This is a genomic window from Dactylosporangium aurantiacum (genome assembly GCF_000716715.1).
Classification (GTDB): domain Bacteria; phylum Actinomycetota; class Actinomycetes; order Mycobacteriales; family Micromonosporaceae; genus Dactylosporangium; species Dactylosporangium aurantiacum.
On the sequence record NZ_JNYJ01000006.1, the window covers coordinates 25,940 to 52,752 of the forward strand.

General features: G+C 72.6%; 22 protein-coding genes. 10 read left to right on the plus strand and 12 right to left on the minus strand.

All coding sequences use genetic code 11. From position 1 onward, the window contains the following. Nucleotides 1-9: 9 nt before the first annotated feature. A complete protein-coding gene (locus OP18_RS59535; RefSeq protein WP_033358110.1) occupies nucleotides 10-351 on the minus strand; it encodes a hypothetical protein in 342 nt (113 codons plus the stop codon). A 37-nt stretch (nucleotides 352-388) separates the two neighbouring features. Between OP18_RS59535 and OP18_RS07880 the strand changes: the two genes are divergently transcribed. Further along, entirely contained in the window at nucleotides 389-886 is a 498-nt protein-coding gene (locus tag OP18_RS07880) for a GNAT family N-acetyltransferase (protein WP_033358111.1), read from the plus strand. Between the two features lie 8 nt (nucleotides 887-894). Here the strand turns inward: OP18_RS07880 and OP18_RS07885 are convergent, their stop codons facing one another. The 5 genes from OP18_RS07885 to OP18_RS07905 all read right to left on the minus strand — a co-directional run bounded on the left by OP18_RS07885 (nucleotide 895) and on the right by OP18_RS07905 (nucleotide 5,715). After that, nucleotides 895-2,148, minus strand: coding sequence for a GNAT family N-acetyltransferase (locus OP18_RS07885; protein ID WP_245635291.1), 1,254 nt, complete (start codon nucleotides 2,146-2,148; stop codon nucleotides 895-897). Between the two features lie 53 nt (nucleotides 2,149-2,201). Next, entirely contained in the window at nucleotides 2,202-3,008 is an 807-nt protein-coding gene (locus tag OP18_RS07890) for a carbohydrate ABC transporter permease (protein WP_033358113.1), read from the minus strand. After that, a complete protein-coding gene (locus tag OP18_RS07895) occupies nucleotides 3,005-3,865 on the minus strand; it encodes a carbohydrate ABC transporter permease (RefSeq protein ID WP_033358114.1) in 861 nt (286 codons plus the stop codon). The genes OP18_RS07890 and OP18_RS07895 overlap by 4 nt, the downstream gene beginning before the upstream one ends. Before the next feature lie 2 nt (nucleotides 3,866-3,867). Further along, nucleotides 3,868-5,172 (minus strand): ABC transporter substrate-binding protein, encoded by a 1,305-nt coding sequence (locus OP18_RS07900; RefSeq protein WP_033358115.1) that lies wholly within the window; start codon nucleotides 5,170-5,172, stop codon nucleotides 3,868-3,870. Nucleotides 5,173-5,310: 138 nt separating this feature from the next. Then, nucleotides 5,311-5,715, minus strand: coding sequence for an SRPBCC family protein (locus OP18_RS07905; RefSeq protein WP_156089354.1), 405 nt, complete (start codon nucleotides 5,713-5,715; stop codon nucleotides 5,311-5,313). A gap of 100 nt (nucleotides 5,716-5,815) precedes the next feature. Between OP18_RS07905 and OP18_RS07910 the strand changes: the two genes are divergently transcribed. After that, nucleotides 5,816-6,187: a GntR family transcriptional regulator gene (locus OP18_RS07910; RefSeq protein WP_033358116.1), complete on the plus strand. Its 372-nt coding sequence runs from the start codon at nucleotides 5,816-5,818 to the stop codon at nucleotides 6,185-6,187. Here the strand turns inward: OP18_RS07910 and OP18_RS07915 are convergent. Beyond that, nucleotides 6,158-7,183: a LacI family DNA-binding transcriptional regulator gene (locus tag OP18_RS07915; protein WP_033358117.1), complete on the minus strand. Its 1,026-nt coding sequence runs from the start codon at nucleotides 7,181-7,183 to the stop codon at nucleotides 6,158-6,160. The two genes, OP18_RS07910 and OP18_RS07915, sit on opposite strands and share 30 nt — an antisense overlap. Before the next feature lie 200 nt (nucleotides 7,184-7,383). Here OP18_RS07915 and OP18_RS07920 point away from each other — a divergent pair, with 200 nt between their 5' ends. The 8 genes from OP18_RS07920 (at nucleotide 7,384) to OP18_RS07955 (ending at nucleotide 20,679) form a co-directional block, all read left to right on the plus strand. Further along, nucleotides 7,384-9,216, plus strand: coding sequence for a glycoside hydrolase family 127 protein (locus OP18_RS07920; RefSeq protein WP_033358118.1), 1,833 nt, complete (start codon nucleotides 7,384-7,386; stop codon nucleotides 9,214-9,216). Between the two features lie 28 nt (nucleotides 9,217-9,244). After that, nucleotides 9,245-12,550 carry a galactose-binding domain-containing protein gene (locus OP18_RS07925; protein WP_033358119.1) on the plus strand — a complete coding sequence of 1,102 codons (3,306 nt, stop codon included), beginning with the start codon at nucleotides 9,245-9,247 and terminating at the stop codon, nucleotides 12,548-12,550. A gap of 30 nt (nucleotides 12,551-12,580) precedes the next feature. After that, nucleotides 12,581-13,588 (plus strand): LacI family DNA-binding transcriptional regulator, encoded by a 1,008-nt coding sequence (locus OP18_RS07930; RefSeq protein ID WP_081970499.1) that lies wholly within the window; start codon nucleotides 12,581-12,583, stop codon nucleotides 13,586-13,588. Between the two features lie 31 nt (nucleotides 13,589-13,619). Then, nucleotides 13,620-14,888: an ABC transporter substrate-binding protein gene (locus OP18_RS07935; RefSeq protein WP_033358121.1), complete on the plus strand. Its 1,269-nt coding sequence runs from the start codon at nucleotides 13,620-13,622 to the stop codon at nucleotides 14,886-14,888. Between the two features lie 50 nt (nucleotides 14,889-14,938). Further along, nucleotides 14,939-15,856 carry a carbohydrate ABC transporter permease gene (locus tag OP18_RS07940; protein WP_156089355.1) on the plus strand — a complete coding sequence of 306 codons (918 nt, stop codon included), beginning with the start codon at nucleotides 14,939-14,941 and terminating at the stop codon, nucleotides 15,854-15,856. An 11-nt stretch (nucleotides 15,857-15,867) separates the two neighbouring features. Then, on the plus strand, nucleotides 15,868-16,650 hold the full coding sequence (locus OP18_RS07945; RefSeq protein WP_033358122.1) for a carbohydrate ABC transporter permease: 783 nt from the start codon (nucleotides 15,868-15,870) through the stop codon (nucleotides 16,648-16,650). Nucleotides 16,651-16,723: 73 nt separating this feature from the next. Beyond that, nucleotides 16,724-19,189, plus strand: a complete 2,466-nt coding sequence (locus tag OP18_RS07950; RefSeq protein ID WP_033358123.1) for a glycoside hydrolase family 127 protein — start codon at nucleotides 16,724-16,726, stop codon at nucleotides 19,187-19,189. Between the two features lie 20 nt (nucleotides 19,190-19,209). Next, a complete protein-coding gene (locus OP18_RS07955; protein WP_033358124.1) occupies nucleotides 19,210-20,679 on the plus strand; it encodes a family 43 glycosylhydrolase in 1,470 nt (489 codons plus the stop codon). Nucleotides 20,680-20,862: 183 nt separating this feature from the next. On the opposite strand, the gene OP18_RS07960 is transcribed toward OP18_RS07955, so the two are convergent. The 5 genes from OP18_RS07960 to OP18_RS07980 all read right to left on the minus strand — a co-directional run bounded on the left by OP18_RS07960 (nucleotide 20,863) and on the right by OP18_RS07980 (nucleotide 26,789). Further along, entirely contained in the window at nucleotides 20,863-21,084 is a 222-nt protein-coding gene (locus OP18_RS07960; RefSeq protein WP_245635292.1) for a hypothetical protein, read from the minus strand. Nucleotides 21,085-21,400: 316 nt separating this feature from the next. Beyond that, the gene (locus OP18_RS07965) at nucleotides 21,401-22,024 is read right to left on the minus strand and encodes an HAD family hydrolase (protein WP_052386363.1); all 624 of its coding nucleotides are present in this window, start codon (nucleotides 22,022-22,024) and stop codon (nucleotides 21,401-21,403) included. Further along, on the minus strand, nucleotides 22,021-23,448 hold the full coding sequence (locus tag OP18_RS07970; RefSeq protein ID WP_033358126.1) for a pyridoxal phosphate-dependent decarboxylase family protein: 1,428 nt from the start codon (nucleotides 23,446-23,448) through the stop codon (nucleotides 22,021-22,023). The genes OP18_RS07965 and OP18_RS07970 overlap by 4 nt, the downstream gene beginning before the upstream one ends. Beyond that, nucleotides 23,441-24,034 carry a helix-turn-helix domain-containing protein gene (locus OP18_RS07975; RefSeq protein WP_245635293.1) on the minus strand — a complete coding sequence of 198 codons (594 nt, stop codon included), beginning with the start codon at nucleotides 24,032-24,034 and terminating at the stop codon, nucleotides 23,441-23,443. Before OP18_RS07975 ends, OP18_RS07970 begins: the two co-directional genes overlap by 8 nt. A 178-nt stretch (nucleotides 24,035-24,212) precedes the next feature. Next, complete coding sequence (locus OP18_RS07980) at nucleotides 24,213-26,789, minus strand: NB-ARC domain-containing protein (RefSeq protein WP_052386364.1); 2,577 nt, start codon at nucleotides 26,787-26,789, stop codon at nucleotides 24,213-24,215. Nucleotides 26,790-26,813: the final 24 nt, after the last annotated feature.

Below are 26,813 nucleotides of genomic sequence, written 5' to 3' on the forward strand. Positions count from 1 at the left end.
CCGCAGCGGTCAGCGGCGGACGAACCCGAGGGCCTCGTCGGCGAGGGACTCCCATGACACGGTGCCCGCCGGGTCGACCGCGAGCCACTCCCGCATCGGGGTGCCCTTGTTGGCGTCCCACCGCACCCCCTGGCCGTCCGCCACGAGCGCGTCGACCCGCGCCCGCGGCAGCTTCACGACCAGCCGGTCCTGCACCAGCATGGCGAAGATCCTGGCGTCGACGCGCAGCGCCTTCGCGCCGAACCGCCCGCCGGGCCCCGGCACGGTGACCCCCTGCTGCGTGCTGAGCCGGTCGACGAGCGCGTCGAAGCGCACCTGCGGCGGGTCGCCGGGGCCGGTCGGAGCTGCCATCCGCAGAGCCTACCGCCGACGGGCGTACCATCGGGCGATGCCCGAGCTGCGGCGGCTGGACGCCGGCCACGCGCCGGCGGTCCTGGCCTTCGAGCTGGCGAACCGGGCGTACTTCGCCGCCTCGATCTCCGACCGCGGCGACGACTTCTTCGACCGATTCGCCGAGCGGCACGACGCGGCGCTGGCCGAGCAGGCGGCCGGCACCTGCGCGTGCTACGTGCTCGTCGGCGACGACGGCGCGGTACTCGGCCGGTTCAACCTGTACGACATCGACGGCCGCGCCGCGCAACTGGGCTACCGGGTCGCGCAGCACGTCGCCGGCCGGGGCGTGGCGACCGCGACCGTCAGGCAGCTGTGCCGGCTGGCGGCGACCCGGCACGGGCTGCGGACGCTGCGGGCGGCCTGCTCCCACCAGAACGCGGCGTCGCGGAAGGTGCTGACCAACGCCGGTTTCGTGCCGGTCGGCCCCGCCGACCCGGCCCATCTCGGAGGCAAGGCGGGCACCTGGTACGAGCGCGACCTCGGGCCGCGTTGAAGGACGGGTCAGAACCAGTGCAGGCAGTGCGGGGGCCGCTCGGCGTAGAAGAGCAGGTCCGCGCGGGCGGCCGCGTCCGGGTGGTGGGCGCGGACGTGCCCGGCGCGCACGAGCGTGCCGGGCGTGGAGCCGCCGAGGTAGATCGAGCCGAGGTCGCGCACGTCCAGGGAGAGGTCGGGGTCCCGGTCCGTGGGGACGCAGCCGGCCTTGCCGTCCCGCACGGTCAGCAGGTAGCGGTGGTGCTCGCCGAGGAACGGGTCGTCGACGTCGAGGACGAGCTCGCCGTCGGTGAACCAGCCGCGCGCGGTCAACGCCCGCGGTACGTCCAGCAGCCGCACCCAGAGCCAGTCGGAGTCGCTGCTCACCTGGGCGGCCCGGAAGTCCGCCAGCTGCCAGCGCAGCGGGTGCCCGGGCGGGAGGTGCTTGAACGTGACCTGCGTGACGAGGTCGTGGCCGAGCAGGAAACCGATGAGGGCGGTGGTGACGGCGTCGTCGGCGGCGACGGTCTCGTCGACCGTCAACGTGCCGTCGGTGAGCGTGTAACTGGCGTAGCCGTCCGGGACGCCGCCGGCGTCGCGGTGCACGGCGACATACCGCGGCGTCCGAGCGATCGGGGGTTGCCCCGCGCCGAGGGCCCACCAGCGGGGCGGCCGGGACAGCGCGCCGGGCTGGGCGCGGCGGTACCGGTCATAGACCTGCTCGAGGAGCTCGCCGCAGTCGGCCCGCCGCAGCAGCTCGACCGAACCGGCCGGGGCGGCGGCCGAGGATCCGGGCGTCCGCGGTGCGGCGAAGGCACCCCGGTGGCGGTCCACCGTGATCCGGCCCGTGTAGGTCGCCGGGCCGTAGCCGAACCTGCCGTAGATCCGCGCCTCGGAGGCGAGCAGGACGGCGAGGAACTCCCCGCGCGCCCGCAGCTCGGTGAGCTGGTGCCGCATCATCGCGGTGAGCACGCCTTGGCGCCGGTGCGTGGGCAGGACGCCGACGGCGGTGATCCCGGCGGCCGGGACGAGGATCCCGCCGGGCAGGGTGAGCTCGAACGAGTACGCGGCGGCGGTCCCGACGGGCCGTCCGTCGGCGGCCACGGCCAGCAGCCCGCGGTCCATCTCGAACGCCGACCACCACACGCCACCGCCGTCCTCCTCCGGGGTCTCCGGGTGCAGCCCGAACGCGGCGTGCATCGTGGCGACGAAGACGTCGAGGTCCTGGTCGGTCGTCGGACGGATCTCCACCGGCAACGCTGCCTCCCCCATGGATTCGGGCATGAGTGCACAGTGCAGCGTCGACCCGGCGCCGAGTCAAACGCATTCCGCGCGGGTCAGCCCTTGAGGGCACCCTTGACGAAGCCGCGCACGTAGTACCGCTGCAGCAGCAGGAACAGCAGGACGCAGGGGACGGCGGCGGTGACCACACCGGACAGCAGCGGGCCGTAGTCGACGGCGCCGAGGCTGCCGGACTGCAGGTTGAACAGGGCCACCGGCAGCGTGAACTTCTCGTCGTCGGTGATGAAGATGAGCGGGGCGACGAACTCGTTCCACGAGGCGAGGAACGAGAACAGCGCGACGGTGACGATGCCCGGCAGGACACCGCGCAGCAGGACGTGGCGCAGCACGCCGGTGGGGCCGCAGCCGTCGATGAGGGCGGCCTCGTCGAGCTCGACCGGCAGCGCCTCGAAGGAGTTGCGCATCATGAACAGGCCGAACGGCAGCTGGAACATCGCCAGGACGAGGCTGAGCCCGATGAGCGAGTTCTGCAGGCCGAGCCAGTCCAGCATGATGTACAGCGGGATCAGGATCGTGCTGTGCGGGACCATGAGGATGCTCAGGGTCAGCATGAACAGCAGGTTCCGGCCGCGGAAGGTGAACCGGGCCACGGCGTAGCCGCCCAGGGTGGTGGCCACGACCGTCACCGCGACCGTGACCAGCGCGACGAACGCGGTGTTCGCCATGTACACCGGCAGGCCGCTGCCGTAGTCGAGCAGCTGCCGGTAGTTGTCCAGGCCGAGCGACCCGGTGCCGGTGCGGCCGCGCAGCGACGAGTACAGCGCCCACAGCATCGGGGTCAGGAACAGCACGGCCAGCGCCGCGCAGGTGGTGTAGAACCCCGCGGTCCGCGTCCGTTTCATGCGGCGCTCCTGTCGGTGGTGGAGCCGCGCAGGAACCGCACCTGCGCGCCGTTGATGACGTACAGCACGGCCAGCACACCCACCGAGATCGCGGCGGCGCGGCCGAGGTCCTGGGAGGTGAACGCCTCGCGGTAGATGCCGATGACGACCGTGGCGGTGCCGTGCCGGCCGCCGGTGAGGATGAAGAACTGGTCGAACGCGAGCAGCGAGCTGGTCACCAGCAGCACCAGCACGAGCGCCATGGTGGGCCGCAGCAGCGGCAGCGTGATGCGGCGCATCATCTGCCAGCGGGTCGCGCCCTCGAGGGTCGCCGCCTCGTACAGCAGCGGGTTGATCGACTGCAGCCCCGCCATGATGATGATCATGTAGTAGCCGGCGAACTTCCACGTGATGAGCAGCGCCGTGGAGAACAGCGCGTGCTCGCCGTCGCCGAGCCAGTCCAGGCCGTCGGCGCCGAACAGCGCGGCGACGACGTTCAGCGGCGAGGAGTCCTGGTGGAACATGCCGTAGAACAGCAGGCTCGCCGAGGCCAGGCCCACGGCGGCCGGCAGGAAGAACACGGTGCGGAACACCGCGACCAGCGGGCCGGGGCGCTGCGCGAGCAGGGCGAGCCCGAACGCCATCAGCGTGACCAGCACCGTTGCGACCAGGGTGTACTTGAGGCTGAAGATGATCGCGCTGGTGAACAGCGGCTCGCCGAGCGCGTCGTAGTTCGCCACCCCGTTCGGGGCCGAAGCGCCCAGCAGCGGCCAGTCGTTGAGCGACATCCACGCCATCAGGCCGAGCGGGACGACGAAGAGCACCGCCACGATGACCGCCATGGGCAGCGCGTACAGGAAGCCGGACGACCGTCGCATGCTCAACCTCCACCCAGTGACGCGGTGATGCTCGCGTTGTGCCGGTCCAGGGTGGCGCCCACGTCGTCGGCGCCGAACACGGCGTCGGCGACGGCGGAGATCCACGGGCCGTTCGGGTCGTTGAAGGTCTTGCCGAACGCCACCGCGTAGGGCGTCTGCCCCTTGCGGGCCAGGGCCGTGAACGTCACCAGCCGCGGGTCCTGCTGGGCGTAGACGTTGCCGTCGAGGTCGCTGCGTACGGTGACGTACCGGTGCTTCGCCACGACCTCGACCTGCGCCCGCTCCGACAGCGTCCAGGCGATGAAGTCCCACGCCTGGTCGGCGTGCCGGCTGTTGGAGCTGATGCCCAGCACGTCACCGCCGACGAACGAGGACGCGCCGCCCTCCAGCCCGGGGATCGCGGCCACCCCCACCTGCAGCCGGTCCTCGATGCTGCGCAGGGCGGTGGCGCCCATCGCCTGCATGCCGACGAGCCCTTCGCCGAACTCCCGCGTCCACGTCGGCCCGCTCTCGTTGCGGGCGGCCCGGGGCGCCAGCCCTTCGGTGTACAGCTGCCGGTACAGCTGGAACACCCGGGTCGCGTCGACGCTGTCCAGCAGGGCGGTGGTGCCGTCCTCGGAGAGCACCTCCGAGCCCGACGCCCAGATCATCGGCCACGCGGTGGCGACCATGCAGTCCGGGCACGCGCCGCCGAAGTTGAACCCGTGCACGCCGCCGCCGAGCGCGGTGAGCTTGGCGGCGAACTCGTGCAGCTCGCGCAGGTTCGCCGGGGGGCGGTCGCCGTCGAGCCCGGCCCGGATGAACAGGTCCTTGTTGTAGAACAGCGCCGCCAGGTCGATGTCGTGCGGCACCCCGTACACCCGCCCGGCGTGGGTGACCGCCCGCATGTGCGACGGTGCCAGGTGCTCGCGGAACCCCAGCGTCCCGACCCGCTCGCCGATGTCGGTGAACACGCCCTGCGAGGCGTAGTTCGGCGCGTAGACCACGTCGATCGCGAGCAGGTCCGGCAGCTGCCGGGTGCCCGCCGCCGCACCCACCCGCTGCTGGTAGGAGTCCGCCGGCATGACCGTGAGCTTGACCTTGTTGCGGTGGGTGCGGTTGTACTCGTCGATCAGCACCCGGCTGAACGCCGCCGTCAGCGACCGCGTCCACATGGTGAGGACCGTGCCGTCGTCGACGGCCGAGGTGCCGGTCGGCGCCGGGCCCTCGTAGGCGCGCTGGCAGGCGGGCATCGCGAGCACGGCCACCAGCGCCACGAGCCGCACCGCCCACCCACGCCGGCCGACCCCGGCACCGTGTGTCCCCATCGACCCTCCGCTCCGAGGGGATGTTAGCGATCACATCGATGTTGTCAACACCGCTAATAGGACGTAAATTCTTGTCACTCCCGGCGCCGGTTGCCGATGTGAGCGATCACCGCGCCGGAGCGCCGTCGCGGCCGTCGGCTAGTGCACCAGCCGCCGCAGGGCCAGCCGCGCGAGCGGCAGGTAGAGCAGCACGGCCGGGGCCGGGCCGCGCACGGTCAGGCCGGTGCGGCTGCCACCGGGCACCGCCTGCACGGTGTGCTCGAGGTGGAGCCGGACGCCGCCCGCCGACACCGACCACGACCAGCCGCGGACCGGCCCGTCGGCGGCGACGTCGAGGATCCGGAACCGCACGGGGAGGCCGCCCGGGCCGCGCACGACGCCGGCGGCCCCCGGCCGGAGGGTCTCGCCGGGGTAGCGCACGGAGCGGATCTGCGGCGACCACTCCGGCCAGCGCCGGGGGCGCACGTAGCGGTCCCACACGTCGTCGGCGTCCCGGGGTCCGCGCACCGACACCTCGCGGCGCAGCTGCGACCAGGCAGGCATCACAGGCACCGCAGTACCCAGATCCGGCGCGATGACGCGGACGGCGGCGCCGCGGGATGCCGGTGTGCGGGGTCGCGGCCGGACGCGCGATGATCGTACGGTGATCGTCATCGACGCCGGGTCGGCGGTGCCGCCGTACGAGCAGCTGCGGCTGCAGTTCGCCCGGCAGATCCAGGACCGCACGCTGCCGGTCGGGGCCAAGCTGCCGACGATCCGCGGCCTGGCGACCGACCTCGGGCTGGCCGCGAACACGGTCGCCCGCGCCTACCGGGAGCTGGAGGAGGCCGGGCTGATCGAGACCCGGGGGCGGGCCGGGTCGTTCGTGTCGGCGACGGGGGACCAGGCGCGCGAGCGGGTCCGCCGCGCCGCCGCCGAGTACGCGGCCGTGGCCGCCAGCGTCGGCGTCGAGGCGGGGGAGGCGCTGCGGATCGTCGAGGCGGCGCTAACGGGCGGCCGGGGCGACGCCGGTTGACTCGCGCACGACCAGGCGGCCGGGCTGGCGCACGACGCCCGAGTGGGCCTCGCCGTCGAGGGCGGCGAACAGGTGCCGCACGGCGGTCGCGCCGAGCTGCTCGAGGTTGAGGTCCACGGTGGTCAGCGGCGGGCGGCACTCGGTGGCGAACACCTCCCAGTTGTCGTAGCCGACCACGGCCACGTCGTCGGGGCAGCTGCGGCCCAGGTCGCGCAGCGTCTCGGTGACGCCGGCGGCGATCTGGTCGTTGCCGCAGAAGATCGCGTCGATGTCGGGGTGCGCCGCGAGGAGCCGGGCCGTGGCGTGCCGGCCCCAGTGCTGCGACCACCGGCCGAACAACGGCTCGCCGACCAGTGACAGCCCGGCCGAGGACAGGCCGTCGGCGAAGGCCAGCGCGCGGTCGCGGGCGGCGCGGTAGCCGTGGTCGCCGGTGATGTGCGCGATGCGCCGCCGGCCCAGCGACGCCAGGTGCTCCGCGGCGAGGTGGGCGCCGCCGGCGTCGTCGGCCACGACGGACAGGTCGGCCGGATCGTCGGACTCGCAGTAGGCGTACACGACCGGCACCGGGATGCCGCGGGTCAGCGACGGGCGCAGGTCGTTGGCGTCGCCGAGGATGATGAACCCGTCGACCTGGCGGGCCAGCAGCGTGCGGATGTAGTGCTGGCGGCGGATCGCGTCGCCGCGGGCGTCGCACAGCAGCACGCTCATCTGCTCGTTGCCGAGCGCGTTCTCGGCGCCGAGCAGCACCGGGATGGCGAAGCGGGCGGCGGACAGCTCGTCGGTGAGCAGGCCGATGGTGCGGGTGTTGCCCGAGATCAGTCCGCGCGCCAGGACGTTGGGCTGGAACGACAGCTCGTCGGCCGCCTGCTGCACCCGCCGCCGGGTCGCCGGTGCCACCTCGTCGCGGGCGTTGAGCGCCTTGGAGGCGGTCGCCACCGAGACGCCGGCGAGCCGGGCGACGTCGGTGAGGGTGACCTGCGCGCGTTTCCTGCTCACGGACAGCCTTTCCGGACCCCGAAAACTTTTCGGCGAGCATACACATGCCGGCTCGCCCGTCACAAGCCGTCACATCCCGGGTGCGGCTCAAGAGCTGGACATCATCCGCGGAAATCGACCGTTGACACGACGATGCGGTGCTGCCACCATTCCGAAAAGGTTTTCGTGAGTTTCGGACCGGACAGGGAAGGCGGTGCCGGGTGACGTCGGACGTAGGGCTGGCCAGCGGAGGGCCGGTGGTCCCGTCCCGCGGGGCGCTGCGCCCCGTCGACCCGCGACGGGTGCAGATCACCGGCGGGTTCTGGGCACAGCGCCAGGCGGTGAACGGCACCGCGACGATCGAGCACTGCCGCACCTGGCTCGACCGCCTCGGCTGGACCGGCAACTTCGCCACGACGGGTGCCGGCACGGCGCGCCGCCGCGGCCGGGAGTTCTCCGACTCCGAGGTGTACAAGCACGTCGAGGCGATGTGCTGGGAATCGGTCCGCCCCGGCGGCACGGACTACGCCGCGCGGCTCGACGAGCTCACCGCGATGATCGCCGGCGCGCAGGCGGCCGACGGCTACCTGCACACCGCGTTCGGCCGGCCCGGGCAGCCGGCGCGCTACAGCGACCTCAACTTCGGCCACGAGCTGTACTGCGCCGGCCACCTCATCCAGGCCGGCGTCGCGGCGGCCCGCACCGGGCGCGCCGCCGGCCTGCTGGAGGTGGCGCGGGGCGCGGCCGACCACGTGTGCGACACGTTCACCGACGCCGGGCTGTGCGGACACCCCGAGATCGAGACGGCCCTCGTGGAGCTGTTCCGGGTCACGGGGGAGCAGCGCTACCTCGACCAGGCGGCCCGCTTCGTCGCGCGGCGCGGGCACCGCAGCCTGCCCGAGCACGAGTTCGGCTGGCGGTACTTCCAGGACGCCGTGCCGGTCCGCGACGGCGAGGTGTTCGCCGGGCACGCGGTGCGTGCGCTGTACCTGGCGGCCGGCGCCGTCGACGTGGCCGTGGAGACGGGCGACGACGCGCTGCTGGCGGGCGTCGCCCGGCAGTTCGACCGGACCCTCGCCCGGCGCACCTACGTCACCGGCGGCATGGGCTCCCGGCACCTCGACGAGTCCTTCGGCGACGACTTCGTGCTGCCGCCGGACCGCGCCTACTCCGAGACCTGCGCCGGCGTCGCCACCGTCATGCTCGCCCACCGGCTGCTGCTGGCCACCGGCGACCTGCGCTACGGCGACATCGCCGACCGGGTCCTGCACAACGTCGTGGCCACCGCCGTCGCCGACGACGGCCAGGCTTTCTTCTACGCCAACACCCTGCACCAGCGCACCGTCACCGAGGCCGTCCCGGCGGACCGCGAGCAGCTGCGGTTCGGCGGCGGGCCCCGGGCGCCGTGGTTCGAGGTGTCCTGCTGCCTCAACAACGTGGCCAGGCTGCTGGCGTCGCTGGGCACCTACCTGGTGACCGAGGACGACGGCGGCATGCAGCTGCACCACTACGCGCCGATGACCGTCGAGGCGGCCGGGATGCGGCTGCGCGTCGACACCGGCTACCCCGACGACGGCGGCGTCGTGGTCACCGTCGAGGAGGCGCCCGACGCCCCGCGCACCCTGACGCTGCGGGTGCCCGGCTGGGCGCGCGACGTCGCGGCCCCGCCGGTGCCGAAGGTGTACCGGCCGGGCGACCAGGTGCGCCTCGACCTGCCGGTGAAGCCGCGCTGGACCTTCCCCGACCCGCGGATCGACGCGACCCGGGGCTGCGCCGCGGTCGAGGCCGGACCGGTCGTCATGTGCGCCGAGTCGATCGACCAGGAGGACGGCGTCACCCTCGACGACATCCAGGTCGACACGTCCGTCGCCCCGCAGGCCACCGCCGTGAAGGGGCGCCTCGTCCAGCCCGTCGAGCGTGACTGGCCGTACACCGGCCTCGTCGACGGCCGGGAAAGCTCGAACCCGATCGTGGTCACCCTCGTGCCCTACCACCGTTGGGCGCGGCGCGGCCCGTCCGCCATGCGCATCTGGCTCCCGATCGCCACCCCATAGAACCCCCACCCGAAATGGAGGTGACGCGATGCCACACCCCCGCTGGAAGTTCAGGCTGGCACTCGCGTTGACGACCGTCCTGACCGGCTCCGTCGGCGCCGCGACCCTGGCCGCCCCACCGGCGTCCGCGGCACAGACCATCGGCTACCCCACGTTCGGCGGGCCCGCCATTCCCGCCCCGCCCGTCGCGATGAGCACGGGCAACACGATGCAGGCCATCTTCGACGCGGAGAGCGGCGGCACCGACTACTGGATGGACCGGCTCCTGGCCCGGCCCGGCAGCGACCCCGCCGGCACCTGGCTGATGACCCGTGGCCGGGGCGTGTTCATGAAGACGCACACCCCGGCGACCCTCGGCTTCGGCGGTGACGTCGCCTACTGGGAGAGCATCAACGGCCAGGGCGCGTTCACCGTCACCGCCGGCACCGGCACCTGGACCGAGCAGGTCGCCCAGCGCTGGCAGGCGCCCAGCCACTGGAAGAGCGTGCACACCAACGGCTCGCTGCGCATCAACCAGACGAAGTTCATCACCCACAACAACGTCGCGGTCGACAACCTCGCGATCACCAACACCGGCACCGCGGCGCAGACCATCGCGCTGCGGGTCACCTCGCCGTACGCCACCGCCGGCAGCGGCAACGAGCTGACCGGCCAGGTGGGCGTCAAGAACGCGCTCACCACCCTGTACCCGCGGCTGTCCGCCGACGGCTTCACCGCCACCAGCGGCGGGCTCAACCGGTCGGTGACGATCCCCGCCGGCGCCACGGTCACCACCAAGGTGCTGCTGGGCTTCGTCGCCAACGAGATCCCGGACTCGCTCACGGAGTACAACACCTACAAGGGCTACAGCGCGGCGACCGCGTTCTCCACCCACGTGCGGGAGTACAACCGCTGGTGGGCGCAGAACGTGCCCTACCTCGACGTGCCCGAGCCGGCGATCAAGAAGAACATCTACTACCGCTGGTGGCTGATGCGCTTCAACTACCTCGACGTCGACATCCCCGGCCAGGACTTCCAGTTCCCGGTGTCGGTCGAGGGCGCGCTGGGCTACAACAACGCGATCGCGCTCACCCAGCCGATGCACATCGACGACCTCAAGTACCTGCGCAACGCCGCCTACTCCTACGGCCCGTGGCTGTCGGTCGGGCAGACGTCCAAGGGCGGCCGGTTCATGGACAACCCCGGCGACCCGGAGAACTGGTCCAACAGCTACACCCAGTACATCGCCGAGGCCGCGTGGCGCAGCTACCAGATCCACGGCGGGCAGCCGGCGATCGCCGGGAACCTCGCGAAATACGCCGAGGGCGACGTCAAGGGCCAGCTGTCCTACTACGACCACAACAACAACGGCCTCATCGAGTACGACTGGGGCGCGCTGACCGGCAACGACGCCGACGCCGTGTCCTTCCACTGGCGCTCCGGCAACATGGACCGGACCGAGTCCGCGTACGTCTACAGCGGCGCGCTCGCCGCGGTCCAGGCGTACACCGCGATCGGCAACACCGCGAAGGCCGCCGAGATGCAGGCGATCGCCGACCGCATCCGCACCGCGATCGTCGCCAACCTGTGGGACTCCACGAACAAGCTCATCGAGCACCGGCACGTCGCCACCAACACCCTCGTGCCATGGAAGGAGATCAACAACTACTACCCGTACTCGGTCGGCGCGATGCCCAACACCGACGAGTACCGGCAGGCGCTGCGGCTGTTCGCCGACCCCGCCGAGTACCCGGTGTTCCCGTTCTTCACCGCCAACCAGAAGGACAAGGCGGCCGCCGCCGCGGCCGGCCAGCCCGGCAGCAACAACTTCTCCACCATCAACTCCACGGTGCAGTTCCGGCTGTACTCCTCGGTGTTGCGCAACTACCCGAACCAGTGGATGTCGGCGGAGGACTACAAGAAGCTGCTGTACTGGAACGCCTGGGCGCAGTACATCGGCGGCAACACCCAGTGGCCGGACGCCAACGAGTTCTGGGCCGACTGGAACGCCGGCACCAGGACCATCGACTACCGGTCCTGGATCCACCACAACATCCTCGGCAGCAGCAACTGGACCGTCATCGAGGACGTGATGGGGCTGCGGCCGCGCAACGACAACCAGGTCGAGCTCAGCCCGATCAACATCGGCTGGCCGAACTTCGCGGCCAACAACCTGCGCTACCGCAACGCCGACCTCAGCGTCGTGTGGGACGACCCGGCCGACGGCGTCGTCAAGTACAGCGGCATCCCGCAGGGCTACTCCGTCTTCGTCAACGGCACCCGGGTCGCCACCGTCGACCGGCTGGTCCGGCTGGTCTGGAACCCGGCCACCGGCGCGGTCACCTTCCCCGCCGGCGGCGGCGCGACCGTGCAGTTCAGCGCGGCCTACGCCGGGCTGCAGGCGCCGGGGCAGGTGACCCAGAGCAGCGCCCAGCTCGTCGACATGTTCAACAAGGCCGGCGTCGACCTCACCTCGACCCTGCCGAACTACGCCCAGGGCGTGGCCACCACCGCGTCCTACACCGCCGGCGGCACCGCCGGCGCGAACGCCGTCGACGGGTTCCCCATCAACGAGCCGCTGTGGGGCACCTACGGGTCGCCGAACGGCACCGACTGGCTGGAGCTCAACCTCGGCCAGGCCCGCACGGTCGACGAGGTGCGGCTGTGGTTCCGCAACGACCGGGCCGCCAACCGGTACCGGCAGCCCAGCTCGTACCAGATCCAGTACTCCACCGGCAGCGCCTGGGTCAACGTGGCCTCGCCGGTGAAGACGCCGGGCACGCCCAGGGCCAACTACAACGTGGTCAACTTCGCCGCCGTCAGCACGACGCGGCTGCGCGTGCTGGTCACCCACGCGTCCGGCTTCAAGACCGCGCTCACCGAGGTCAAGGTCTACCACCGGGGCGGCACGGTGCCCCCACCGGCCGGCGGGAACCTGGCGCTGAGCGCGACCCCCAGCGCGTCCTACACCTCGGCGTGGGAGAGCGTCGCCGCCCTCAACGACGGCATCGACCCGCCCAGCTCCAACGACACGGTCAACCCGCGCTGGGGTACCTGGCCCAACACCGGCGAGCAGTGGGGACTGCTGACCTGGCCGGCCGCGCAGACGCTCGACTCGGCCGACGTGTACTTCTTCGATGACAACGGCGGGGTGCGGCTGCCCGCCTCGTGGAAGCTGCAGTACTGGAACGGCACCGCCTACGTGGACGTCGCCGGCGCGTCGGGCTACCCGCTGGGGCTCAACCAGTACAACCACGTGACGTTCACGGCGGTGAGCACCACGAGGCTGCGGGTGCTGCTGCAGAGCGGCACGGCATCGGTCGGCCTGCTCGAAGTCAAAGCATTCGGTCCGTAGGACATGTACACCGCTCGAAGGCCCCCGGCGATGCGGGACGTCGCCCACCTCGCCGGGGTGTCCCACCAGACCGTGTCCCGGGTGGTCAACGACCACCCGAGCGTCCGGTCCGAGACCCGGGCCAGGGTCCTGGCCGCGATGCGCGCGCTGGACTACCAGCCGAACGTCGCGGCCAGGACCCTCGCCACCAACCGGTCGCAGACCGTCGGCCTGGTCACCTTCGACACCACGCTGTTCGGGCCGTCGTTCATGGTCCACGCCATCGAACGCGCGGCCCGGGAAGCGGGCTACTTCGTCAGCATCGCCAGCGCCAGGGAGCTCAACGTGCCGTCGGTCCACGAAGCGATCCGCCGGCTGCGGGAACAGGCGGTCGAGGGGATCATCACCCTCGCCCCGGTCGCCGCGGCCTGGACGGCACTGGGCCGCTCCCTGCTGGACGTGCCGGCGCACGTGCCGATCGTCGGCATGGGCATCGACGCGCACGCCATGCCCGAGGTGCCGATGGTCGCCGTGGACAACGCCGCCGGCGCCGGCCTGGCCACCCGGCACCTCATCGCCCTGGGCCACCGCACCGTGCACCACGTGGCGGGCCCGGCCGAGTGGCCGGAGGCCCGCGAGCGGATGGAGGGCTGGCAGCGCGCGCTCAACGACGCCGGCCTGCCGGTGCCGCCGGCGCTGCCCGGCGACTGGAGCGCGCGGTCCGGCTACGCGGCCGGCCGGGCGCTCGCCGCGGACCCGGCGGTCACCGCCGTGTTCTGCGGCAACGACCAGATGGCGATCGGTGTGCTGCGCGCCATGCACGAGGCCGGCCGGCCCGTGCCCGGGGCGGTCAGCGTCGTCGGGTTCGACGACATGCCGGAGGCGCCGTACCTGCAGCCTCCCCTGACGACCGTCCGGCAGGACTTCGCCGAGCTCGGCCGGCGCAGCATGCATCTGCTCGTCACCCAGATCGCGGCGGGCGTACGGCAGACCGGGCAGCACCGGTCCGCCCCTGACCTCGTCGTGCGTGAAAGCACCTCCGCTCTTGCTTTTCGATAACGCTCACAAACAATGTGTCAGGAGGAAGACCTTGCATCGTCTACTGAGCGGCACCGTCGCCGCCGCACTGCTGCTGGCGCTCGCCGCCTGCGGCGGGAAGGACGCACCCGTGGCGTCGGGTGAGGCCGCCGACAGCGGTGCCGCGCTCACCCTGTGGACCCGGGCCGCCACCGAGTCGGTGTCCAAGGCGTACGCGGCCGCCTACAACGCCACCCACAAGAACCAGGTGCAGGTCACCGCGTACCCGAACGAGGAGTACCCGGCGAAGCTCGCCTCGGCCGCCGGCGCCAGGGCGCTGCCGGACCTGTTCGCCTCCGACGTCGTGTTCGCGCCGCAGTACGCCTCGCAAGGGCTGTGGCTGGACATCACCGACAGGTTCAACGCCCTGCCGGTCAAGGACAAGGTCGCCCCGGCGCACGTGCGCAACGGCACCTGGAACAAGAAGCACTACGCGGTCCCGCACACCATCGACATGTCGGTGATGCTGTACAACAAGGACCTGTTCACCAAGGCCGGCCTCGACCCGGAGAAGCCGCCGACGTCGCTGACCGAGTTCGCCGCCGCCGCCCGCGCCGTGGACAAGCTCGGCGGCGACATCAACGGCACCTACTTCGGCGGCAACTGCGGCGGCTGCAACGTGTTCACCCTGTGGCCGTCCGTGTGGGCCGCCGGCGGCGACGTCATGAACGCCGAGGGCACCGCCAGCACCATCGACTCCAAGGAGATGGCCGAGGTCTTCGCGCTCTACCGCAAGCTGTACGAGGAGGGCGTCGCCGCGCCCGCGTCCAAGGACGAGGCCGGCCCGACCTGGCTCGGCGCCCTGCAGAGCGGCAAGATCGGCATCGCGCCCGCGCCGTCGGCGTGGCTCGGCATCATCGAGGAGAAGGCCACGTTCAAGGTCGGCATCGCCCCGATCAGCGGCATCAACGGGGGCGAGTCGACGTTCGTGGGCGGCGACTCGATCGGCATCGGCGCCACCAGCAAGCACGCCGCGCAGGCCTGGGACTTCCTGGCCTGGACCCTCGGCGACGAGGCCCAGGTCGAGGTCGTCGCGAAGGGCAAGGGCGTGCCGACCCGCACCGACCTCGCGTCGAACAAGTACTCCTCCGCCGACCCGCGCATCGTCACCATCAACAACCTGATGGGCAAGGGCCGCACCCCGTACGCGAAGAACTTCAACGCCACCTACAACGACCCCCAGAGCCCCTGGAACACCGCGTTCCGCGGCGCGCTGTTCGGCGACGCGCAGAAGTCCCTCGGCGACGGCGCCACGGCGCTCACCGCCTCCCTGAAGAAGTAGTCGCCGGGCCCGCCTTGCGCCATGAGGGCGGGCCCCCGTCCCGGAGATCGATGATGACGTTGCTGGCGCCAGCGCGACCGACGGTCCTGCCGTCGGCGCCGCCGCGAAGGAAACGCAACAAGCAGTGGATCGGCGCCCTGTACGCCGCGCCGACCGCGTTCGTGGTGGGCATGTTCTTCGTCGTGCCGCTCGCGCTGGTCGTCTGGATGTCCCTGCACCACTGGCCGCTGCTCGGCGCGCCCACCCTCAACGCCCCGGAGAACTACGCCGGGCTCGGCGAGGACGAGCTGCTGCGCACCGCCGTGTGGTTCACCCTCAAGTACACGGTGGTCGTCACCGTCCTGCTGTTCGCGCTGTCGTTCGGCCTGGCGCTCATGGTCCAGCACCGCGGGCGCGGCGTCGGGCTGCTGCGCACCGCGTTCTTCCTGCCCGCCGCGGTCGGCTTCGCCAGCGCGTCGCTGCTGTTCCTCGGCCTGCTCAGCGACGAGATCGGCCCGGTGAACGACCTGCTGGCCGGCGACGGCTACCTGTCACTGACCAGCGGCAGCCCGAACACCGCGCTCGGCTCCGCGGTCGTGCTCGTGCTGTGGCGCTTCGCCGGGTTCAACATGCTCATCCTGCTCACCGGGCTGCAGGCGATCCCGCTCGACGTGTACGAGGCGGCCCGGCTGGACGGCGCGACCCGCTGGCAGATCTTCCGCCGCATCACGGTACCGCTCATGCGGCCCACCATCGCGCTCGTGCTCACCCTCATGATCACCGGCTCGTTGCTCGCCTTCGACCAGTTCTGGATCCTCACCCGCGGCGGCCCCGACAACAGCACCACGTCGCTGGTCATGGTGATCTACCGGGAGGCGTTCATCGAGCTGGACCTCGGCTCCGCCGCCGCGATCTCGGTGGTGCTGCTCGGGGTGCTCATCGTGTTCAACGCCATCCAGCTCGGCGTGCTGCGCCGGCGATCGCAGTAGGAGCCGTGCAGATGACCCGCAGGATCAGCGCCGCCGCGCTCGCCATCCTGTTCCTCTTCCCGCTGCTGTGGAGCGCCTGGGCCTCGGCGCGCACCCCGACCGGCTTCGGGATGGAGAACTACCGCCGGCTGTTCACCTCCGACAACGGCATCCGCGCCGAGCACGTCCTGAACAGCCTCACCGTGTGTACGCTCACCGTCGGCGGCACGCTGCTCGTGGCGACCCTCGGCGGCTACGCCTTCGGCCGCTTCCAGTTCCCCGGCAAGAACGCGCTGTTCCTGCTCACCCTGGCGATCCTCATGGTGCCCTACGCGACGATCCTCATCGCCCTGTACGTGCTGCTGGAGTGGATCGGGCTGCAGGACTCGCTGCTCGGGCTGAGCCTGGTGCTCATCATGTTCCAGCTGCCGTTCTCCATCTTCATGATGCGCAACGCGTTCGAGGCGATCCCCCAGGAGCTGGAGGAGTCCGCGCTCATCGACGGGTGCACCAGCTTCGGCGCGCTCACCCGCATCATGCTGCACGCGGTGCGGCCCGGGCTGATCACCGTCGGGCTCTTCGCGTTCCTCACCTCGTGGAGCGAGTTCTTCGCCCCCCTCATCCTGCTCAACTCCACCGACAAGTTCACCGTCATGCTCGCCGTGGTCAACATGCGCACCGCGTCGTTCGGCGCCATCGACTACGCCGCCCTCGAGGCCGGCGTCACCTTCATGGCGGTGCCCTGCCTGCTGCTCTTCCTGGTCCTGCAACGCAGCTACGTCCGGGGCTTCATGTCGGGCGCGCTGCGCGGCTGACCCGCGCCCTGCAACACGGCGGACCGTCCACCTCGGACGGCCCGCGGACACCCCATACCCTCGGGAGGGACCCATGTCCTCACCACCGGTGACCCGCCGCAGCGTGCTGCGGACCACCGCCGTTGCCGCCGGCGCCGCCACCGTCGCCGGCCCGCTGCTCACCGCGCCGGCGGCGCACGCCGCCCGCCCGGACGCCGGCGTCTCCGCCTACCCGTTCCCGCTCACCGCCGTGCAGCTGCTCAGCAGCCCGTTCAGCGCCGCCGCCGGGCGCATCCACGCCTACCTGCTGTTCCTGGACAACGACCGGCTGCTGCACACCTTCCGGCTCAACGTCGGGCTGTCCTCCACCGCCACCCCGTGCGGCGGGTGGGAGTCCCCGGCCACCGAGCTGCGCGGGCACTCCACCGGCCACCTCCTGTCCGCGCTCGCCCAGGCGTACGCCAGCACCGGCAACACCGCCTTCAAGACCAAGGGCGACCAGCTCGTCACCGTCCTGGCCCAGTGCCAGGCGCGGGCCGGCGCCGCCGGCTACAACACCGGCTACCTCAGCGCCTTCCCGGAGAGCTTCATCGACCGGGTCGAGGCCCGTCAGGCCGTCTGGGCGCCGTACTACACGCTGCACAAGCTCATGGCCGGGCTGCTCGACATGCACCAGCTCGCCGGCAACGCCCAGGCCCTCACCGTGCTCACCGGCATGGCCGCCTGGGTGAAGTTCCGCAACGACCGGCTCACCCAGGCGCAACGGCAGAACATGCTCGACACCGAGTTCGGCGGCATGAACGAGGTCCTCACCAACCTCTACCAGCTGACCGGCGACGCCGCGCACCTCGCCGCCGCGCAGCAGTTCGACCACGCCGAGATCTTCGACCCGCTCGCGGCCGGCACCGACAACCTGAACAACTACCACGCCAACACCCAGATCCCGAAGGTCATCGGCGCGATCCGCGAGTACCACGCGACCGGCACCACCCGGTACCGCGACATCGCCGTCAACTTCTGGGACATCGTCACCCGGCGGCACACGTACGCGATCGGCGGCAACTCCAACGGCGAGTACTTCAAGGCGCCCGACCGCATCGCCAGCGAGCTGTCCGACACGACCGCCGAGTGCTGCAACACCCACAACATGCTCAAGCTCACCCGGCAGCTGTTCTTCACCGACCCGGCCCGCGTCGACTACCTCGACTACTACGAGAAGGCGCTCTACAACCACATCCTCGCCTCGCAGGACCCGACCTCGGCGCACGGCTTCCAGTGCTACTACGTGCCGCTGCGCGCCGGCGGCATCAAGACCTACAGCAACGACTACAACAGCTTCGTCTGCTGCCACGGCACCGGCATGGAGAGCAACACCAAGTTCGGCGACAGCATCTACTTCCACGACGGCGCGGGCACCCTTTTCGTGAACCTGTTCATCCCGTCGGTGCTGACCTGGTCCGCGCGCGGGGTCACGGTCCGCCAGGAGACCGGCTTCCCGGAGGCGGGGTCGACCCGGCTCACCGTCACCGGGGCCGGCACGTTCACCATGAAGGTGCGCATCCCGGCGTGGGCCACCGGGGCCACCGTCCGGGTGAACGGCACGGCGCAGGCCGGCCCGGCGCCCGGCACGTTCGCCACCATCGCCCGCACCTGGGCCTCCGGCGACGTCGTCGACGTGACCCTGCCGATGGCGCTGACCCGCGAGGCGGCCAACGACAACAGCAGCGTCCAGGCGGTGAAGGTCGGCCCGATCGTCCTCGGCGGGCTCTTCGGCACGAACAACCTCAGCGCGCTGCCCGTGCTCAACCCGGCGTCGCTGACCGCGACGGCGACCCCGCTGCAGTACACCGCCGGCGGCGTCACCCTCCAGCCCTTCTACAAGGTCCACGGCCAGCGCTACAGCGTCTACTGGTCGGTCACCACCACCACCACCCCGCCGCTGCCGCTGTTCGTCGCGCACTACCAGTTCGACGGCAACGGCACCGACGCCACCGGCAACGGCCGCACCGCCACGGTCGTCAACGGCGGCTACGTCACGGGCCGCACCGGCAGCGCCGTCAACCTCAACGGCAGCAACGGCTACGTGGCGCTGCCGACCGGCATCCTGGCCGGCGCGACCGACTTCTCCGTGGCCCTGTGGGTCCGCGTCGACGCGCTCGCCACCTGGGCCCGCGTCTTCGACTTCGGCAGCGGCACCGGCGTCAACATGTTCCTCACCGCCCGCTGCGGCTCCGGCACCGCCCGCTTCGCGATCACCGCCACCGGCGCCGGCGGCGAGCAGCGCATCGACGCCCCCGCCGCGCTGCCCGCCGGGGCGTGGACGCACGTCGCGGTCACCCGCGGCGGCAACCTCGGCGTGCTCTACGTCAACGGCGCCGAGGTCGCCCGCAACACCGCCCTCACGCTCGGCCCGGCGAACCTCGGATCCACCACCCAGAACTGGGTCGGGCGGTCCCAGTACGCCGACCCGTACCTCGACGGCGCGGTCGACAGCCTGCGCCTGTACAGCCGTGCCCTCACCGCCGCCGAGGTCGCGGGCTTCGCGTCCAGCGGCACCTGACCGTCGCAAGGAGGCTCCTCATGCGTCGACCCCTCGCCCTCATGCTGCTGGTCGCGGTAGGCGTGCCGATCCTCACCCAGCCGGCGTCGGCCGCACCCGTCACGTTCACCAGCACGATCGTCGGCCAGTCCGGCGGCCAGTGCGCCACCGTGCCCAACGGCGCGCCCACCAACGTCCTGCAGCTCGTGCTGGCCGGCTGCACCGGCGCGGCCAGCCAGAACTTCACGTTCGTGCCGGTGGCGAACACGACCGGCACGTACACGGTCAACACGCTCACCGCCGGCTCGTGCGTCGACGTGACGGGCCGGTCCACCGCCGACCACGCGACGATCATCCAGTACACCTGCAACGGCCAGACGAACCAGCAGTTCCGGCTGCAGGCGGTCACCGTCGCCGGCGCCACGAACACGTTCAACCTCGTCGGCGTCCAGTCGGGCAAGTGCGTCGCGCCGGGATCCACCGGCCTGGTGCAGCTGCCGTGCTCGTCCGCCCTGGTGTGGCGCCTGCCGTCCTACAACGGCGGCACGACCACCCGGACCTTCACCAACCCGCTCGACCCGCAGGGCCCCGACCCGTGGCTCACCTACTACGACGGCTACTACTACCTGGCCTCCACCACCTGGAACCGCACCATCACCATGCGCAAGAGCCGCACCCTCGGCGGCCTGGCCACGTCACCGGAGACGGTCATCTTCAACCTGACCCGGCCCAACGGCGCCGGCACCATGTGGGCGCCGGAGTTCCACCTGCTCACCGGCCCCAACGGGCAGCGCTGGTACTTCTACTACACGGCCGGCGCCGAGCCGTACAACCTCGGCACGCAACGCATCCACGTCCTGGAGAGCGCCGGCCTGGACCCGATGGGCCCCTACACGTTCAAGGCCGACCTGCTCGACCCCACCCAGGACAACACGTGGGAGCTCGACCCGAGCATCCTGCAGCTCAACGGTCAGCTGTACCTGCTCGGCACGTTCTACAACGGCTCCCAGCCGATGTTCATCCGCCCGTTGAGCAACCCGTGGACCGCCAGCGGCACCCGCCGCATCCTGTCCACCCCGACCTACAGCTGGGAGACGGTCGGCGGCGCCGTCAACGAGGGCGCCGAGGTGCTGCAGCGCAACGGCAGGACCTTCATCGTCTACTCGGCCAGCCACTGCTCCACCCCTGACTACAAGCTCGGCATGCTCACCTACACCGGCGGCGACCCGCTCAGCTCCTCGTCTTGGGTGAAGTCCCCGCAGCCGGTGTTCCAGCGCTCCGACGCCAACTCGGTCTACGCCCCGGGCCACAACGGCTTCTTCAAGTCACCCGACGGCACCGAGGACTGGATCGTGTACCACGCCAACAGCTCCACCAGCGGCGGCTGCGACATGAACCGCAGCACCCGCGCCCAGAAGTTCACCTGGAACGCCGACGGCACCCCCAACTTCGGTGTCCCGGTCGCGCTCGGCACCCAGCTCGCGGTGCCGTCAGGGGAACCAGCCTCCTGAGCTCCCGCAGCGATGGGCGGGGCCGCCGGTCCCGCCCATCCAGGGTGCCCGTCCAGAAGGTGCAATGCCGTGACAGACCGGCGACTCGGTGCGACGAATTCCCCGAGTCGCGTTTCGGGCGCCCGTCCGATACAGGAGGGTGCCCGATGCGGCGTGTCAACCGCGGTCACGCGCGGGCGGCGATTACCGGTTGTCGTCGCGCGGGTCCACGTCGCGGCTGCGGCTGCCCGACTTCGCCGGGCCCCGGCTGACCAGGTAGCCGATCGTCAGCAGCGTGATGTACCACCAGGCCTTGCCGGCCGCGAAGTAGTCGGCGCCGTTCCGGGCGGCACCGTCCCCGACCGTCTGGGAGGCGATCAGCACGCCGATGACCGCGGCGAGGTACACGAACAGTTCGGTGGTCATCCACGACGGCTTGGTCTCATCACCGTGACGGTGGACGATCCGCGTGTCATGGTCGGTGTTCGTCCTGAGTGTGCTCGAAGCCATGGTGTCTGCCTGAGTAGAAACGCTGCGCATTCCGGGGGTGGTGACGCGCAATTCGTTCTTGACAGCGCAGTCACCCGTGCGGTTCTTCAGTAAACGCGAGACTGATAATGCCAACGCGCCCGGTAATTCGCGGTCCGGTTTCCGAGGAGTGCGGCGGCCGCACAGGATTCAGGCCCGCATCGGGGGCGGACCCGGGCCGACGTCCGTACGCATGGCCGCGTGTCGCACGTCGTCACGTGCGGCCGGCGGCCTCCCGCAGATCGCGGCGCAGCCGCGGCACGTCCTGGTACCGGATGCCGTGCCATCCGGCCTCGCGTGCCGCGGCCACGTTCGCCGGGCTGTCGTCGACGAACACGACCGCCGCGCCGGGCGCGCCGAGGTGGCCGGTGACGGCGGCGAAGACGGCCGGGTCCGGCTTGCGACGGCCGAGGCGGTGGCTGAAGAACAGGTGGTCGAACCGGGCGAAGACCTCGGGGTACCGGCGGGTCAGCGCCTCCTCCTCCAGCGGCCCGTTGTCCGTGAGCAGCGCCAGGACGCGGTCGCCGCGGTGCCGGTCGAGCGCGTCGAGGACGCCCTCGTCGGGCCGGAAGGCGCTGCACCAGGCGTCGTCGAGGTCGTCGTCGAGGTTGTCGTCGCCGCCCGTCGCGGCGAGGACGGCGCGGATCCGGGTGCGCACCTGCGCCGCGGAGCCGTAACGCCCCCGGTCGCAGTCGGCGCTGAAGCCGGACCGCCACAGCCGCGCGTCGATCTCGTCCGGGCTCAGCGCGCACGCCCGGGCGAGCCGGTCCAGGCGGTGCGCATGGTCGAAGCGGCACACCACGCCGCCGAGGTCGACGACCAGGAAGCGGGCGCTCACGGCGGTGTCGGCGAAGTGTCGCCGGTCGCCGCGGCCCGGATCTCGTCGAGCAACAGCGCCAGGTCGTCGTCGGTGGTCGCCGGGTTGAGCAGGCAGGCGCGCAGGGCCTCGGCCCCGGCCAGGCGCGTGCCGGTCAGGAACGCGCGCCCGCGCCGCTGGACGGCGCCCGGGATCCGCTGGTTGAGCGCGTCCAGGTGGTCGTCCTGGCCGGTCGGGCGGTACCGGAACGCGACGATCGAGGCGCCGGCCGGGGCCAGCAGCTCGAAGTCGGCGGCGGCGGTGATCATCGCGGCGAGGGTGTGCGCCCGCCGGACCGTCGTGCCGACCAGCCGGACGATGCCGTCCCGGCCGAGGTGCGACATGGTGGCCCAGGTGCGCAGGGCCCGGAACGGGCGGGTCTGCTCCGGGCCGTACTCGGAGAACCAGCCGAGCCCGCCGTCCCGCTCGTCCCGCAGGTAGGCGGGCACCAGGCTGAAGGTGGCACGGGTCAGCGCCGGGTCGCGCCACAGCACGCAGCCGCTGTCGACCGGCACGCCGAGCCACTTGTGCGGGTCCAGCGCCAGCGAGTCCGCGCGCGCCAGGCCCGCGTAGCCGGCCGCGGCACCGCCGGCGAGCGCGCCGAGCGCGCCGTACGCGCCGTCGACGTGGAACCACATCCGGTGCTCGGCGGCGACGTCCGCGACGGCGTCCAGCGGGTCCACCGCACCGGTGTTGACGGTGCCGGCGGTCGCCGCCACGCAGAACGGGCGCAGCCCGGCCCGCGCGTCCCGGTCCACCAGGCCCCGCAGCGCGCCGACGTCCATGCGGAACCGGTCGTCCACCGGCACCACCCGCACCTGCCGGTTGCCCAGGCCCAGCAGCTCGGCCGCCTTGCGCAGGCAGCTGTGCCCCTCGGCGGACACGTACATGACCAGCGGCGCGAGACCGTAGAGCCCGTCCGCGCGGACGTCGACGCCCACCCGGTCCGCGGCCCGCTGCCGGGCAGCGGCCAGCGCGACCACGGTCGCCATCGAGGCGCCGCTGGTCAGCAGCCCGCCGCCGGGCCGGTGCGGGTAGCCGACCAGGCCGGCGAGCCACCGCAGCACGGTGTGCTCCAGCAGGACGCCGGCGTGCTCGCCGCCGGCACAGCTCGGGTTCAGGGCGGCGGCCAGCGGTGCGACGAGGACGCCGGCCGGCGACGGCGCGGAGTTCACCCAGCCGAAGAACCGGGGATGACCGTTGCCCATCGGGTACGGCAGGATCCGGGTGCGGACGTCGTGGACCAGGTCCACCAGCGGCCGGCCCGCCACCGGCAGCTCCTGGCGGGTCAGCCAGGCGTGGTCGGGCTCCGGCACCGGCTGCCACACCGGCCGGTCGCCGACCCCGGCCAGATGGTCGGCGGTCACGTCGGCGGCGATGCGGGCGGCCCGCCGCAGCTCATCCATCGCCGCCCCCGAGCGCCATCACCAGGTAGTAGACGCAGTCCTCGGCCCCGCCGTTGGCGAACCCGTGCCGGCAGTCGCCGGGGAAGTAGGCGGAGTCGCCCGCGCCCAGGGTGGACGCCTGACCGTCGATGGTGAGCGTGAGCTGCCCCGACTCGACCGCCACGTACTCCCGCGAACCCGGCCGGTGGGGCGAGAACTCCCCGGCGTCGACGCCGGGCCCCAGGGTGGTGCGCATGAACTCGAACTCGACGCCGGGCAGCACCGGGGACAGGATGCGCCGCTCCCACCCGGCGGGGTCGCGCACCACCCGGTGCCGTTCGCCGCGCAGCACCACCAGCGCGTCCCCGACGGGCTCGTCCAGCAACCTGGCGATCGACGTGCCGAGCGCCGTCGCCAGCCGGTCCAGCACCAGCACGGTCGGCGTCTTCAGGCCCCGCTCGACATCCGACACCATGCTGCGGCTGACCCCGCTCAGCTCGCCCAGCTGCTCCAGCCCGAGCCCCTGCGCCCGCCGGCGGGCCCGGATCCGGGCGCCCAGCTCGGCCATCGACAGCCCGCTGGAGAGCAGGCCCATGTTGTCGGACACGCCTCCACCATAGCAGAGGCAATTCCGCTATCAAGGAAAGCGCTCACCTGGTTGCAGGCCGTGGAAGCCTGGACAGGTCGAGATGAGTGCCGCCCAGTGCGCCCATCTGGCTTCCAGGTACGAGCGCCTGGTGACCTGGCACCCGCCAGGGTCTTGCTGAACGAGAGCCGCCGCGGGGCTACTCGGGGGCGGTCGTCAGGGTGGCTAGGAGGTCGCCGACCTCGCGGGTGCGGGGATGGCCCGCGCCCTGGACGGTGGTCATCCGGTCCAGGACGGCCCGCAGCTCGGTGATCGCGGCGGACCGGTCGCCGGCGAGGGCGCGCAGCTGGGCGCGGTGCTGGCGGGTCCGCAGCGCCCGGGGGTGCTCGACGCCCATGGTGCGTTCGATGTCGGCGAGGACCGCGTCCAGGGCGGCGACCGCCGGGCCCGGGGCGCCGGCCATGCCCTGCCAGTACGCGTGGTTCGCGCGTGCGGTCAGCGTCAGCGGGTGCTCGGCGCCCATGCCGCGCACCGCGTCGGCGACCACGACCGCGAGGCCGCCCGCGGCCGCGTCCGGGCGGCCCGCGAGGCCCTCCCAGTAGGCGAGGTTGTGGCGGCAGGTCAGGGTCTCCTCGTCGAGGGGGCCGCGGGTCGCCTCCAGGCCCGCCGCGGCGCGCCGGTGCACGGCCACGGCGCCCTCGGGGTCACCGGCCTCGCCGGTCCAGCGGCCCAGGTCGGCGAGGTTGGGGTAGTACGCCGGGTGGCCGGTGCCGGCGGCCGCCTCGAGCCGGGCGGCGTAGGCCGCGTACGCGTCGCGGGCGCCGGCGGCGTCGCCGGTGTGGCCGATGCCCAGCGCGGTGTGCCGGTACGCGTCGAGCGTCGCCGGGGCGAGCGGGCCGAGCACCCGTTCCATGCGCGGCAGCAGGGCCCGCAGCTCCTCGAGGGCGGCCGCGCCCGCACCGGACTCCAGGCGCCAGTACGCGGCGTCGGAGAGGATGCACAACGTGTCCGGGTCGTCGGGGCCGAGCGCCTCGACCGCCGTGCGACCGAGGTCGGCCAGGGCGTCGCAGGCCGTGGCGGCGTCGCCGAGGCGGCCGGTGCTCGCGGCGACGCGGGCGCGCAGCACCAGCACGTCGCGGTGCCGCTGGCCGAGCCGGTCCAGGGCGGTCGCCAGCAGCAGCGTGTCGCGGTCGCGGGCGGCGCCGGGGCGGCCGGAGTCGCTGAGGTGCCCGCCGAGCCGGCGCAGGACCGGGTGCATCCCGCCGGACCACAGGTGCTCGCCGGCGAGCGCGTCGAGGGTGTCCGCGCACCGGAACAGGGCGCCCGCGGTCTCCTGGTCCCGCGCCCGCGCCCAGCACTCCTCGACCGCGTCGGCGGCGGCGACCGCGACCGCGCCGGGCGCCGCGGCCGTCTCCCGGGTCGCCCGCTGCACGAGCGGGTGTACGGCGACCGACACGGGCCCGCGCGCCGGGTCGTGCACGACCAGGCTCAGCCGGTGCAGCGCCCGCAGCGCGAGCAGCGCGGCGCGTTCGGACACCGGCTCCGCGGGGGTGCCCGCGCCGGCCAGCCACGCGCGGGCCGCGGCGCTGCGCGGCACCACGTCCGGGATGTCGTCGGCGGCCAGCAGCGACAGCAGGTCGAGCATCGCCCTGGCGTGGCCGGGCGGCACCAGCGCGGCGGCCCGGTCCAGTGCCAGCTGCCACGTCTCGGCGACCGTGCCGTCGTGCCCGTCCGCCGGCGACGTGGGCGGGAACAGCTCGCCGACCGTCTCCCGCCGGTCGGCGAGCAGACCCAGGTACGCCTCGACGCCGATGCCGCTGTCGATGACGAACGCGGCCGCCTGCGACAGCGCGAGGGGGTAGTGCCCGAGGGCGCCGGCCAGCGCCGCGACGTGCCCGTCCGCCGCGTCCCCCAGGCGGGCCCGCAGGTAGCCGGTCGACTCCTGCGGGGTGAACATGCCGACCTCGACGACCTCGACCGCCGGGCCGGTCAGCGCGGCGTCCCGCCGGCGGGTGGTGACCAGCGCCCGGCCGGCCGGTCCGATCGGCCACAGCCCGTCCAGCGCCGCCGGGTCGTCGACGTCGTCGAGGACCACCAGCCACGGGCGCTCGGCGGTGCGCAGCCACGCGATGAACAGGTCGGCCTGGGTGTCGTCGTCGCCGCCGGGACCGTCCGGCTGGGCCCGGCCCTCCCGGGACAGGGCGCGCCAGGCCCGCGCGTACGTCGCGCGCACCGACTCCGGGGTGCCGGCCGCCGTCCACACCAGCACCGCGCCGCGGCCCCGGGTCCGGTGGAACGCGGCCGAGGCGAGCTGGGTCTTGCCGACGCCGCCGGTGCCGCGCAGCACCACCCGGCGCACGCCGTCGCCGCCGAGCGCGGTGTCGACCGCCGTGGCCAGTGCGGCCCGGTCGCACAGGCCGGCGGCGTCCGTCGGCGGGTGGCCGACCACCACGTCGTGCGCCTGCTCCACCGGAGGGTCCGTCGGGCGGGGTGCCGTGCGGTGGTCGTACGCCGCGCGCCACAACCGCTGCCAGGGTGCCACGGCGGCGCCCGGGTCGAGGGCGAGGACCAGCGCCATCAACCCGTCGAAGTCGCGGGGCACCGACTGGCCGCTGACCCATTCGCCGAGCCGGCGCGCGTTGACGGCGGCGTGCCGCCCCGACGGCAGTGCGGTCCGGCTCGCCCGGCGCGCGAGGGCCTCGTCGGACAGGTCGGCGCGGCGCCGGCGCAGCTGCGTGAGCGCGGCGGCGAACACCGACCGTGGGTCGTCGGTCACCCGAAGATCCTATGTGTCCTCCCG

Coding starts and splice junctions, on each gene's coding strand:
- OP18_RS07960 (WP_245635292.1), bottom strand. CDS start 21,084: ATGACCACCGAACTGTTCGTGTACCTCGCCGCGGTCATCGGCGTGCTG.
- OP18_RS07900 (WP_033358115.1), bottom strand. CDS start 5,172: ATGGGGACACACGGTGCCGGGGTCGGCCGGCGTGGGTGGGCGGTGCGG.
- OP18_RS07970 (WP_033358126.1), bottom strand. CDS start 23,448: ATGGATGAGCTGCGGCGGGCCGCCCGCATCGCCGCCGACGTGACCGCC.
- OP18_RS07905 (WP_156089354.1), bottom strand. CDS start 5,715: ATGCCTGCCTGGTCGCAGCTGCGCCGCGAGGTGTCGGTGCGCGGACCC.
- OP18_RS07940 (WP_156089355.1), top strand. CDS start 14,939: ATGATGACGTTGCTGGCGCCAGCGCGACCGACGGTCCTGCCGTCGGCG.
- OP18_RS07955 (WP_033358124.1), top strand. CDS start 19,210: ATGCGTCGACCCCTCGCCCTCATGCTGCTGGTCGCGGTAGGCGTGCCG.
- OP18_RS07925 (WP_033358119.1), top strand. CDS start 9,245: ATGCCACACCCCCGCTGGAAGTTCAGGCTGGCACTCGCGTTGACGACC.
- OP18_RS07930 (WP_081970499.1), top strand. CDS start 12,581: ATGCGGGACGTCGCCCACCTCGCCGGGGTGTCCCACCAGACCGTGTCC.
- OP18_RS07890 (WP_033358113.1), bottom strand. CDS start 3,008: ATGAAACGGACGCGGACCGCGGGGTTCTACACCACCTGCGCGGCGCTG.
- OP18_RS07945 (WP_033358122.1), top strand. CDS start 15,868: ATGACCCGCAGGATCAGCGCCGCCGCGCTCGCCATCCTGTTCCTCTTC.
- OP18_RS07885 (WP_245635291.1), bottom strand. CDS start 2,148: ATGCCCGAATCCATGGGGGAGGCAGCGTTGCCGGTGGAGATCCGTCCG.
- OP18_RS07880 (WP_033358111.1), top strand. CDS start 389: ATGCCCGAGCTGCGGCGGCTGGACGCCGGCCACGCGCCGGCGGTCCTG.
- OP18_RS07895 (WP_033358114.1), bottom strand. CDS start 3,865: ATGCGACGGTCGTCCGGCTTCCTGTACGCGCTGCCCATGGCGGTCATC.
- OP18_RS07950 (WP_033358123.1), top strand. CDS start 16,724: ATGTCCTCACCACCGGTGACCCGCCGCAGCGTGCTGCGGACCACCGCC.
- OP18_RS59535 (WP_033358110.1), bottom strand. CDS start 351: ATGGCAGCTCCGACCGGCCCCGGCGACCCGCCGCAGGTGCGCTTCGAC.